The organism is Paenibacillus gorillae (assembly GCF_000513275.1).
Classification (GTDB): Bacteria; Bacillota; Bacilli; order Paenibacillales; family Paenibacillaceae; genus Pristimantibacillus; species Pristimantibacillus gorillae.
Map to the genome: position 1 here is coordinate 37,338 of NZ_CBVJ010000116.1, position 10,674 is coordinate 48,011.

Below are 10,674 nucleotides of genomic sequence, written 5' to 3' on the forward strand. Positions count from 1 at the left end.
TAATCTTATCTTTTTTTCACACGTTCAAGCGCATCCCATACGCCCCACAAATACATAATGCCAAGCGCCCGGTCATACAGCCCGTAGCCCGGACGGCACTGCTCGTCCCAAATATGCCGGCCATGATCCGGGCGTGCGAAGCCGGTATAGCCGTTCTCATGATAAGCCCGGACCACATCGGCAATATCGACCGTCCCATCGCCAGAACGATGTGAGGTTTCAATAAAATCGCCATTCTCGTATACCTTCACGTTGCGGATGTGGGCAAATGGAATTCGGCCAGCAAACTCGCGAACCATCGCAGCCACGTCATTGCCCGGATTAGCACCCAGTGAACCGCTGCACAGCGTGACACCGTTGTAAGGACTGTCCACCAGACCAAGCAGACGATGAATATTATCCCGGCTGGTAACAATGCGGGGAAGTCCGAATACGGAGTAGGGAGGATCGTCCGGATGAATAGCCATCTTGATATCATGGGCTTCGGCTACCGGAATGATTTGCTCCAGAAAGTATTGCAAATGGTTGAACAGATCTTCCTCGCTCACATTCTTATACGCCTCGAACAATGGCGCAATACGCTGCAAACGCTCAGGCTCCCAGCCCGGCATTGTGAAGGCGGAGTTCTCATTGATATTGCGTACGAGATCCTCAGCGGCCATACTTTCGATCTTGGCTTTATCGAAAAACAACGCCGTCGAGCCATCTTCCATTTCCTTGAACAAATCCGTTCGAATCCAGTCGAAGATCGGCATGAAATTGTAGCAAATGACTTTCACGCCTACCTTAGCCAGCTTCTCGATCGTCCGCTTATAGTTCTCAATATACAAATCACGCGATGGCAATCCCAGCTTAATATCTTCATGCACGTTAACGCTTTCAACGACCTTCAAATGAAAGCCATGCTTATCAGCCAGACGCTTATAGTCCAGAATCTTGTCCATCGGCCATTCTTCCCCGGCAGGAACGTCATGCAGCGACCATACAAGCCCCTCGACGCCAGGAATTTGTTTAATCTGCTTTAACGTCACCGAATCGTTGCCTTCCCCGTACCAACGAAACACCATTTTCATCTTCTATATCCTCCTCTGCGTTAGTAGCTAGGTTATAAAATAATGCGGATACCTGTCTCTCAGCTCCGGCAGCTCATTGTCGATCTTGCCGATATGCGGCTGCAGCCGTGACGCAGCCAATTCGGAATTCCCCTGGCGAAGCGCATCCAGCAGCTGCGCATGTTCTTCCACCACTTTGTCCATATGCCCTAGCTGCTCAATTGCCAAGTAACGGGCACGGTTCAAGTGTGCGCGCATCTGGTATACGACCTGAAGCAGCGTAGCATTGCCCGCCGCCTCCAGCACGATGCGATGAAACGCCTCATCGAGTTGGAGAAACAAAGCGGCATCGCCTGCTTCCCCAGCCGCTCTCTGCTCTTCCAGCAGCTTCGACAACGCGGCATCCGCAGACTTAATCGCTTCATAATCCCGCCATTGAACGGCAGCCAATCGAAAGGCGCCGAGCTCCAATTGCTCGCGAATAAATCGCGCCTCGCTTACTTTACGTTCCGATATGAGCGCTATACGCGTCCCCCGTTGCGGCAGTACATCCAGCAGCTGCTCACTGACGAGCAGGCGGATAGCCTCCCGCACCGGCGTTCGGCTGACGCCAAGCGCTTCGGCAAGCTCATTCTCATAGATCATGCTGCCCGGCACCAGCTTCATCGTAACGATCTGATCGCGAATCGATTCGAATATCTGATCGCCAAGCGACTTACGCTGCTCCTGCGGCGGCAAGGACGGCATGGATGGCATGGATAGTTTGATCGTCGACATCACCTTACGCCTCCTTCGAATTTTCTCTATCTCTAATTTACTTGTATTCTTGTATACAAGTCAAGATAATAAAAAATCGGTGAGGATTGGACGTATTACAGCCGTAATTCATACAAGCCCTATTCTATTTTCCCGCATAAATTAATAGAGAAAGGAGGTGATCCGCTATGAAACAACAACCAATCTCCCTCTCTCTATTCGGCAGCAGCGGCGGCGTAGCCAAATCCGTCCTTGCCCTTCTCAACCAAGCCGTACAAGCAGTAGACGATCCGTTGTACCGGTTCTTGAAGCAAGGTAAGCTGTATCTCGTCGATTGGAAGCAGAAGGATATCAGCTACTTCAAGGCCTTCTGCCCGATGCTGACGGACAAGCTGAAGCTGGTCCAGCTCGATCTGACAGACTCGGATGCCGTTAGGCAGCATCTCTCAGTGACTGAAACGTCCCTGGTTATCGATGTATCCTGGGCGGATTCTGTCGATATGCTGAATCTTTGCAATGAACTGGGCATCGCTTACGTCAATACCGCGCTCGAAATCGCATCCGTTGATGCCAAAGAGCAGCTAGAGGGCTTTACGCTGTTGGAGCGGTATCATATTTTTGAAGAAAAACGACTCAGCTTTACGAATACGAAAGCGATCATATGCTCTGGCATGAATCCCGGCGTCGTACAGTGGATGGCGCATGAACTGTTGAAGGAAAAGTCCAGGCGAGCTGCCTCTCGCTTGCTATATCGTCGAGACAGATTCCACGTTTTTCAAAGACACTTCACTCGTTTCTCCCCGCACGATCTATTCGTCCTGGTCAACTGAATGCTTCTTGGACGAGGCGATCTACAATTATCCCATGTTCGTTCAGCAACGCACCCCGCTTGTCCTTTATAACGATGTGTACGAGCTCGAATTCAAAGTGACCTTAGGCGACATCGAGTTTCACGGCTGTTTAATGCCGCATGAAGAAGTGCTAACGATGGGACGGCTGTACGATATGGAGTTCGGGTTTATTTACCGGGTGAACGACCATACGACAAGTGTGATCCGTGATAATCTGCACTGCTCGGGCGAGCTCTGGGACTGGAATCATGTCGTCTTCGATCCCAATGAAGCCGAGCTTGTCGGACAAGACCTTGTCGGCGTACTGCTTGTCTACCCGGATAGGGAGCGATTCATGTACAACGTGATGGACAACGCTGCCGTGTTTGCGAAATACGGCACGAACGCCACTTATTTTCAAGTAGCCTGCGGCGTCTACGGCGCTGTATGCTCCCTGCTTCTCGACCAGGTTCCGAATGGTGCTCATTATGTGGACGATATTTTGCAGTTCACTCGTTACGGCGAGTATGTCTCCCGCTATATGAAACCATTCATTAACGGCAGTAACGACCGCACAGACGGGCTTCTGCTGCAGCGCATGCGGCCGTTTCAACCTTAACCAAGCTCTATTCACGCCCGCTTTCCGGTTCTTCCAATTCCTGCGGCAGTTGTATGCTGCCGATCAGGAGGCCGGAATCGGACAGAGCACTATCATCGAGCAGGACTTTCGGTTTCGCCAACCGGTCAGCCGGCCGTTGACGGTGAGGGCGGCAACGTCTCGTATGACAGATGCTCACGAACAACCGCACATTATGTCCCATAGAATACGACTCTCGCGGTGGAGCCTACCGGCATCAATTCATTTACATACGACTGAATGACTCTTCTGGCTTGCTCCTCAATAGAAGCGCAGCTGTAAGCGTCCAAATGAACGGTGCCTGTACGAAGATCATAACGTTTATAGGAGACCACCACCCCTGAAAACAAGCCGTTCAGTTCGGCAAACACACCAGCCTGATCCAAGCTGCCGTTCATAGCTGCCTTCCTGAGCCGATCCGGCACTTCAATTGGAGCGACGCCATCCTCTACTGCAGAGGAATACGGCTTCACCGTAAAGCAAACGTCCTGCGGCAAATGATCCGAAGCGAACCGTAGCAGGTCGGCTGTATCTTTTTCCGATAAACCTAAATGCTCATCCCACGCATAAATAACAGCTTTATGACTGCCTGTGCTATGAATCCTTATATACCGAACATGCGGAAAACGCTGCTTGATGACATGCTCCATCCACAAACGAGTTCCCATGATAACACCTCCAATTGATAGCGCTTACAAATATCATATGGTGCCCCCTCCAAACTATTCCGGCTGTGCTAAAATCGTGCGGGCGGCATAAAAAAAGAGCAGTCTCAGCCCTCTGGCTTCGCTGCTCTTTCATCCCATTAATGGGCTGTGCCCTTCATATTCAACACGACTACGCCTGCAATAATCAATACAATCCCGATTGCCGTCGACAAGCTCGCCGTCTCTTTCCAGATAACAATGCCGATTACCGCTGTAATGGCCGTACCAACACCAGACCATATCGCATAGGCAACACCAAGCGGAATTTGCTGCAGCGATAGCGACAGCGAATAAAAGGCGATAGCAAATCCGATTGCCGTTCCAATACTCGGATAAAGCTTCGTAAAACCGTTCGACGCCTTCAGCATCGATGTTGCTGCAATTTCACTGGCAATGGCGAGTGCCAGAAATAAGTATGCCTTCATGCGCCTTCCCCTTCTTGCATCCCAATTCCATGCATTAAAATATCGACGATCTGCTTCACTGCAAGATCCAGCGCCAGGCCGCCTTTCGTTTCCATAAAGTAATAAAAAGTACTGTCGTACATATCGATAAACAAATCGATATCGAATGTTCGCAAGCTGCCTTCTTCCACGCCCTGCGCAATAAGCTGCCGAATCTGATCCCAGCCTTCCTTGAGAAAACGATCCATCGCGGTCCATTGCTCCGGGTAAAGATTTCGCAAATCCTGCATCGAGCGCATGTCATAGAACGCATAACCGGTCGGCATATTAACTAGCGTATGGTAAAGCTTCTCCCAAGTCGACAGCGTTTGATCCTGCATTATCGAGGCTTCAAGAGCTCTCATATCCTCGATTGACGCTTCAACGAGCCGGGCGACAATTTGTTCCTTGGAGGAAAAGTTCTGGTACAGTGTCTTTGTGCTAATGCCGGCCCTAGCGGCGACCTCTCGTATGGAAAATTTCAAGCCGCGCTGCAATACCTCATGCTGAACAGCTTCCATAATTCGCTCTTTCATCCCTATGCACTCCTCAGCCATGATAAAACCATGGAAAACATTTTGTTTTAATTGTTTTCCGTGCACTCAGTATACCATAGGAATAACTCGGCGGTCAAAAGCAAAAGGACATCCCGGGAGGATATCCACCCGAAATGTCCTGAACTATACCCTATTATTTAAAAGAAGCATAACCCTGATCGACCATTACGACGCTGCCTGTAATAGCTTCCGCTTCCGGAAGAGAAACGAGATAGACCGATTTAGCCACCGCTTCCGGCTTCGTCAGCTCTCCGCCCATTACTTTTGCCCGCATGCTATCGAGCATGCCGTTATCTTTGTAGCCTTGAATAATCGGCGTATCCACTGCGCCCGGTGCAACCGCTACGACGCGAATGCCATGCGGCGCAAGCTCCAAAGCGGCCGATTTGCTCATCATGATTACCGCGCCTTTCGTAGCGTGATAAGCAAACGTACCTGGCGATGCCAAGACACCGAAAACGGATGCCGTATTAATAATAACGCCGTTAATGCCGAGCTCCTTCATTTTACGTCCCGCTGCAATAATGCCGTAAGCAACGCCATGCTGGTTAATGGCGATTGTTTTATGATACAAGTCCATGCTCTGATTCAGTACGGGGCCTGCTCCGCCAATGCCTGCATTGTTGAACATGACATCGATTCGTCCGTAGACCTCTACCGTACGCTCAACCAGCGCCTCAACTGCCGCCTGATCCGAGACGTCGACCTGGATAAACGTTGCTTCGCCGCCAGCCTCGGTAATCCGTTCAACCGTTTCTTGACCGCCCGCTTCGTTAAAATCGGCAACGACGACACGATCTCCCTTGCTTGCGAACAGCAAGCTCGCCTCTCTGCCAATACCGCTAGCTCCTCCTGTAATAACCGCAACCCGTTTTGTATTCATCTATAAGAACCTCCTCTGTTATGAAGAAAAAAATATTTACAACCCTATTGTAATCCCGCCCTAACATTAAGTATATTTATACTTAGTTAGGTGTAACTTAAGCAGAACTGAACTAAGGGACGTGAATATTATTCATTTGGAGCAGCTGGAGTTCATCGTCGAAGTTGCGAAGACGGGCTCGCTTACCCAAGCCGCGAAGAACAGCCATGTCACGCTGTCCGCTGTCAGCCAGTCGCTCTCCAACCTGGAGGCAGAGCTCGGCATAACCCTGTTTACCCGGTCCCGCAATGGAGCGACAGCTACGGTAGAAGGACAAGCCATTGTAGATAAAGCGGTCGAAGTGCTGCAAAAGCTGCAGGAATTGAAGCAGGAGGCCCAGTTGTTCACTGGTATTCAACAGGGTGAGCTGCGTATGGCCGCTATTCCGGGTCCATTGTCATTGCTTATTCATACGATTATCGGCTTCAAAAGGGATTATCCACATATCGAGATGGAAATGACGGAAAAGAGCACCCGTGAGATTATGGATGATGTGCTGCAGCATCGGGCAGATATCGGCCTCATTATTTTGTACGAGGATATGCTCAGCAAGCACAGCAATCTGTCCTTCGGCAAGTTGCTGGAGGGACGGATGGTCGTTGGTGTGAGCAAGCAATCGCCGCTTGCGCTGCGCAAATCGATTACGCCTCAACAATTAATGCAGCATCCGATCGTATTGTACAAGGACGATTATTTGAAGTTTTTCATCGGGCAGCTGGAACAGGAGTACGGGCCGTTTCAAGTTGTTTTCCATACGAACAACCTTGTTGCTATTCAAAAATCCGTCGTCGAAAACTTAGCGGTCACAGTAGGCTTGGACTTCTCCTTCAATACGCACTCGATAGGCTCGGATATCGTCCTGCTTCAGCTCGATATGCCGGACAACAGGCCCTTTCAGCTGGGCTGGATCAGCTCAGGAGAGTCGACGCTGTCAGCAGCGTCACAGTTATTTATTAAGCGGCTTAATCATGAGCTGAAGGAAGGATAGGTGGACATTTAGAGATGCTGATTGATCTGTCTCATCCCATTCGTAACGGTATGCCCATCTATCCCGGCGATACGGAAACGAAGCTGGAGCATGCCAAGCAATTCAAGAAGGATGGCTACAACAACCATCTGCTGACGATCAATATGCATGCCGGCACCCACATTGACGGCCCGATGCATCTGCTCGACATCGATAAACGTATCAACGAGTTTCCGGTGGACAGATTTATAGGCCGGGGTTGTCTGCTAGATGTACGGGGCCAGAGCGTCATTGATGCAAGGCCGGAATACGAGGCGATGATTGAGCCGAATGATATCGTTATTGTACTCACCGGACATGGCAAGCAATACGGGAGTCCGGGTTATTTTGACCATTACCCGGTTCTGACGGAGAGCTTCGCCAAACTTATGGTACGCAAGCAAGTGAAGATGGTCGGCTTGGATACGCCTTCTCCCGATCAGTATCCGTTTGAGGTGCATCAAATTTTGTTCCGGGAACAGATTTTTCTAATCGAAAATTTAGCCAATGCGGAACAACTGCTGGACGCCGGCCCGTTCGAAGTTATCGCGCTGCCGCTCCATATCGATGCGGATTCATCCGTTGCCAGAGTGATCGCTCGTTCGCTATGATGATAGTGAAAAGGACCGGTTCCAAGGCTGCGAGCCCTAGTACCGATCCCTTCATCCTTACCTTACGTCCATGCCCAGAAAAAGCCGTCCCGGTCCCAAGCTATTCTTCCTTTATGCAGCTTGCGGAACGCCTTCTTCACTTCCTTTGACAGTGAAGGGTTACCCTTCTCATTAACGAAGACGAAGGATTCTCCGAAGTGAGCTTTGACGTAGTCGATGGCGTCACTCTGATGGAGATTTCCCTTCGACCTGATTTCTTCTACCATCCATTCGGCAATCTGCTGTTCCGTTATTTCCATGGCTGAATCGCCTCCTTATTGACCCTTAAGAAGATTAAGCATAATGCAAGGCCCATTAAATAGCAACGACGTTAATTGTTCCATCCACTACCATTCGAAAAGAGGGATTTCATTGCTGCCAATGATTTTAGTCGCTATTGTCGCTATTGAGCATCTTTACATTTTATATCTCGAAATGTTCCGCTGGACGGCTCCACGCACGCTTCGCACCTTTGGACTCACCGCCGAACAAGCGGAAATGTCCAAGTCGCTAGCCGCGAATCAAGGCCTGTACAACGGCTTTCTTGCTGCCGGTCTCATCTGGGGCTTGCTGTATCCGAATGCGGATATCGGCAGACATATCGAGATTTTTTTCCTGGGCTGCGTGCTGGTTGCCGCTCTATTCGGCGGATTAACCGCCAAAAAATCCATACTGCTCGTCCAAGGCCTGCCTGCATTAATCGCCCTAGCTTGTGTATTGTGGCTGTAAGTTAGCCATAGTGTGAGAGCCTTCTGGCTCCCTGAAGAACAGCACTCTGCCAGTTAGACAAAACTAACAAGCGGAGTGCTTTTTTCTTTTATCACCCTTCGTCTATACAATTACAGCGACAAATAATGGTTCCTACTTGTCAAAGCACTCCATTTCGCTCACAATAAAATTAGAAAATAATGACAAGGAGGGCTGCTGATGACCGCCACCGCAACGATAGACGCGGATAGTGTTGGGCAAGCGATAGAGGAGCATAAGCGGTATTTTTCCGCCGGAACCACACAAGATGTGAAATTTCGGATCGCACAGCTTCTTAAGCTTCGCGACGCTATTCGAAAGTTTGAGCCGCAGCTTACGGAAGCGCTTTACCAAGACTTGCGTAAAGGTGATTTCGAAGCCTATGCCACTGAAATTGGTTTTGCGCTGGACAGCATCCGGCACACCGCTAAACAGCTGAAGCGCTGGGCGAGGCCCCGCAAAGTTAAAACGCCGCTTGTACTTATGCCCTCAACCAGCTCTATCCGCTCGGAGCCTTATGGCACGGTCTTAATTATTAGCCCTTTTAATTATCCCTTCCAGCTTTGCATGGAACCGTTGATCGGTGCGATCGCCGCAGGCAATTGTGCACTGCTGAAGCCTTCGGAATTGACGCCGAATGTCTCTGCAGTCATCGCCCGCTTGATCGGGGAAACGTTCGATCCCGCTTATATTCGTGTCGTGGAAGGTGAGAAGGAGGTAACCTCCCTCCTCATCCATGCTCCCTTTGATCTGATCTTTTTTACCGGAAGTACCGCTGTCGGCAAGATCGTCATGGCTGCTGCAGCGAAGAACCTCGTACCGGTCATTCTGGAGCTGGGAGGCAAAAGCCCCGTTATCGTGGACGCCTCCGCCAATCTGGATCTGGCAGCCAAGCGGATCGCTTGGGGCAAATTTATGAATACGGGTCAGACCTGTATCGCCCCGGATTATATTCTCGCGCATGCTGATATTAAGGAGCAGCTAGTCGTCAAGCTGAAAGAAACGATTTCCGGCTTTTACGGAGCGAATGCTGCTGCTAGCCGCGATTACGGCCGGATCGTCAATACGAGAAGATTTGATCAGCTGGCGGCTATACTGGAACAGGATCGGGCTGGCATTCGCTATGGAGGTACTGTCGATAGGGATGATCTTTATATTGAGCCTACGCTGCTAGATTCCGCATGCTGGAAAGACGCTGCCATGGCAGAAGAGATTTTCGGTCCGATTTTGCCGATTATGGAATATCAGGATCTGGACGAGGCGATTAATGGCATTAATGCGCGGCCTAAGCCGCTTGCCCTGTACGTGTTCACGGAGAACCGAAGCGTGGAGCGAGAGGTGCTGAGTCGCATTTCGTTCGGGGGAGGCTGCGTCAACGATACCATTTCCCATATTATCAATCCCTACCTGCCTTTTGGCGGCATTGGGAACTCGGGTGTCGGAGCCTACCACGGCAAGCATGGCTTCGACCAGTTTTCCCATCAGAAAAGCATCCTGAAAAAAAGCACGCTGCTGGACATCACCATCCTGTTCCCGCCTTACAACGACAGACTAAAGCTGATCAAAAAGCTGCTGAAATAAATAGAAGGAAATAGATAAAGTGCAAACAAAGGAATCCCTCAGCTGCTCTGGCTGGGGGATTCCTTTGTTTAGGCTGTTTGGGCTGTTTGGGATGTTTGGGATGTTTGGGATGTTTGGGCTATTTAGGCTGTTTAGGCTGTTTGGGATGTTTGGGATGTTTGGGATGTTTGGGATGTTTGGGATGTTTGGAGCTTATGTGTCGTGTCGTGCTGGCATGTAACTTCGGGTCCGACTATGTATCTCTGACGAAAAGTAACATTGGGTTTACTAGTTTAGCCCTGCTGGGGAGTTACATCAGACTTGGAATTCGCCCCTGCTGGCAACTTACTTCGGGCTAACTCGTGCATCCCTGCTCATAAGTAACTTCGAACCTCATCCGTCTCCCGTTAGCGAACCAGCTTCGCTATTTAACGAATCAAACCTCGCTCTCGAGGGCCAGTCCAACATCGACCAGCATGATAGCGAGCCTAGCTTCGCTACTCATGAACCTAGGTTCACGGATAGCGAAATTTAGTTCGCTGTAGCTAGTCCGATGCTCTCGTTACATCTCTACAGCGAATCTGCCTTCGTTATATTGCGAAGGCGCTTCGCTAATTCTTGCGCACGGCACTTAGCTACTTCCGATGTGTCCGTCCACTACGCATTATTAAAGGTTACTTTACGCACGGAAGGTTCCTTTTTGCTGGGATCTAAGTTAGAACACGACAGTCCCGCTCTACTTGGCAAGTAATTTCGAAATTTACTGTTCATCTATGCTGATAAGTAACTTCGAGCTCCTCCGTTCAT

General features: G+C 50.1%; 12 protein-coding genes and 1 pseudogene. 5 read left to right on the top strand and 8 right to left on the bottom strand.

What is annotated here, in order from left to right:
* Positions 1–5 precede the first annotated feature (5 nt).
* Positions 6–1,073 carry a mannonate dehydratase gene (gene uxuA / locus TY10_RS22185; protein WP_042168399.1) on the bottom strand — a complete coding sequence of 356 codons (1,068 nt, stop codon included), beginning with the start codon at positions 1,071–1,073 and terminating at the stop codon, positions 6–8.
* Positions 1,074–1,100: 27 nt separating this feature from the next.
* Positions 1,101–1,829, bottom strand: a complete 729-nt coding sequence (locus tag TY10_RS22190; protein WP_042168402.1) for a GntR family transcriptional regulator — start codon at positions 1,827–1,829, stop codon at positions 1,101–1,103.
* 167 nt (positions 1,830–1,996) lie between these two features.
* On the opposite strand from TY10_RS22190, the pseudogene TY10_RS22195 reads away from it, so the two are divergent.
* Positions 1,997–3,257, top strand: a pseudogene (locus tag TY10_RS22195) (Rossmann-fold NAD(P)-binding domain-containing protein).
* A gap of 7 nt (positions 3,258–3,264) precedes the next feature.
* Here TY10_RS22195 and TY10_RS22200 read toward each other — a convergent pair.
* From TY10_RS22200 to TY10_RS22220, 5 genes are all read right to left on the bottom strand, one after another.
* Positions 3,265–3,459 carry a hypothetical protein gene (locus tag TY10_RS22200; RefSeq protein WP_042168404.1) on the bottom strand — a complete coding sequence of 65 codons (195 nt, stop codon included), beginning with the start codon at positions 3,457–3,459 and terminating at the stop codon, positions 3,265–3,267.
* The gene (locus tag TY10_RS22205; protein ID WP_042168406.1) at positions 3,449–3,943 is read right to left on the bottom strand and encodes a hypothetical protein; all 495 of its coding nucleotides are present in this window, start codon (positions 3,941–3,943) and stop codon (positions 3,449–3,451) included. Before TY10_RS22205 ends, TY10_RS22200 begins: the two co-directional genes overlap by 11 nt.
* Positions 3,944–4,080: 137 nt before the next feature.
* Positions 4,081–4,407, bottom strand: a complete 327-nt coding sequence (locus TY10_RS22210; RefSeq protein ID WP_042168408.1) for a DMT family transporter — start codon at positions 4,405–4,407, stop codon at positions 4,081–4,083.
* Entirely contained in the window at positions 4,404–4,961 is a 558-nt protein-coding gene (locus tag TY10_RS22215) for a TetR/AcrR family transcriptional regulator (protein ID WP_042168410.1), read from the bottom strand. The genes TY10_RS22210 and TY10_RS22215 overlap by 4 nt, the downstream gene beginning before the upstream one ends.
* A gap of 154 nt (positions 4,962–5,115) precedes the next feature.
* Positions 5,116–5,865, bottom strand: coding sequence for an SDR family NAD(P)-dependent oxidoreductase (locus TY10_RS22220; RefSeq protein ID WP_042168412.1), 750 nt, complete (start codon positions 5,863–5,865; stop codon positions 5,116–5,118).
* A 121-nt stretch (positions 5,866–5,986) separates the two neighbouring features.
* Here TY10_RS22220 and TY10_RS22225 point away from each other — a divergent pair, with 121 nt between their 5' ends.
* Positions 5,987–6,892, top strand: a complete 906-nt coding sequence (locus tag TY10_RS22225) for a LysR family transcriptional regulator (RefSeq protein WP_238327889.1) — start codon at positions 5,987–5,989, stop codon at positions 6,890–6,892.
* A 14-nt stretch (positions 6,893–6,906) separates the two neighbouring features.
* On the top strand, positions 6,907–7,521 hold the full coding sequence (locus tag TY10_RS22230) for a cyclase family protein (RefSeq protein ID WP_042168414.1): 615 nt from the start codon (positions 6,907–6,909) through the stop codon (positions 7,519–7,521).
* 62 nt (positions 7,522–7,583) lie between these two features.
* On the opposite strand, the gene TY10_RS22235 is transcribed toward TY10_RS22230, so the two are convergent.
* On the bottom strand, positions 7,584–7,820 hold the full coding sequence (locus TY10_RS22235; RefSeq protein WP_042168417.1) for a DUF6953 family protein: 237 nt from the start codon (positions 7,818–7,820) through the stop codon (positions 7,584–7,586).
* A gap of 106 nt (positions 7,821–7,926) precedes the next feature.
* On the opposite strand from TY10_RS22235, the gene TY10_RS22240 reads away from it, so the two are divergent.
* Together TY10_RS22240 and TY10_RS22245 are read left to right on the top strand one after the other, a co-directional pair.
* The gene (locus TY10_RS22240) at positions 7,927–8,289 is read left to right on the top strand and encodes a DUF1304 domain-containing protein (RefSeq protein ID WP_042168444.1); all 363 of its coding nucleotides are present in this window, start codon (positions 7,927–7,929) and stop codon (positions 8,287–8,289) included.
* Between the two features lie 198 nt (positions 8,290–8,487).
* Positions 8,488–9,888: an aldehyde dehydrogenase gene (locus TY10_RS22245; RefSeq protein WP_042168420.1), complete on the top strand. Its 1,401-nt coding sequence runs from the start codon at positions 8,488–8,490 to the stop codon at positions 9,886–9,888.
* The last annotated feature ends 786 nt before the right edge of the window (positions 9,889–10,674 follow it).

Coding starts and splice junctions, on each gene's coding strand:
- uxuA (WP_042168399.1), bottom strand. CDS start 1,073: ATGAAAATGGTGTTTCGTTGGTACGGGGAAGGCAACGATTCGGTGACG.
- TY10_RS22190 (WP_042168402.1), bottom strand. CDS start 1,829: ATGTCGACGATCAAACTATCCATGCCATCCATGCCGTCCTTGCCGCCG.
- TY10_RS22200 (WP_042168404.1), bottom strand. CDS start 3,459: ATGGGACATAATGTGCGGTTGTTCGTGAGCATCTGTCATACGAGACGT.
- TY10_RS22205 (WP_042168406.1), bottom strand. CDS start 3,943: ATGGGAACTCGTTTGTGGATGGAGCATGTCATCAAGCAGCGTTTTCCG.
- TY10_RS22210 (WP_042168408.1), bottom strand. CDS start 4,407: ATGAAGGCATACTTATTTCTGGCACTCGCCATTGCCAGTGAAATTGCA.
- TY10_RS22215 (WP_042168410.1), bottom strand. CDS start 4,961: ATGAAAGAGCGAATTATGGAAGCTGTTCAGCATGAGGTATTGCAGCGC.
- TY10_RS22220 (WP_042168412.1), bottom strand. CDS start 5,865: ATGAATACAAAACGGGTTGCGGTTATTACAGGAGGAGCTAGCGGTATT.
- TY10_RS22230 (WP_042168414.1), top strand. CDS start 6,907: ATGCTGATTGATCTGTCTCATCCCATTCGTAACGGTATGCCCATCTAT.
- TY10_RS22235 (WP_042168417.1), bottom strand. CDS start 7,820: ATGGAAATAACGGAACAGCAGATTGCCGAATGGATGGTAGAAGAAATC.
- TY10_RS22245 (WP_042168420.1), top strand. CDS start 8,488: ATGACCGCCACCGCAACGATAGACGCGGATAGTGTTGGGCAAGCGATA.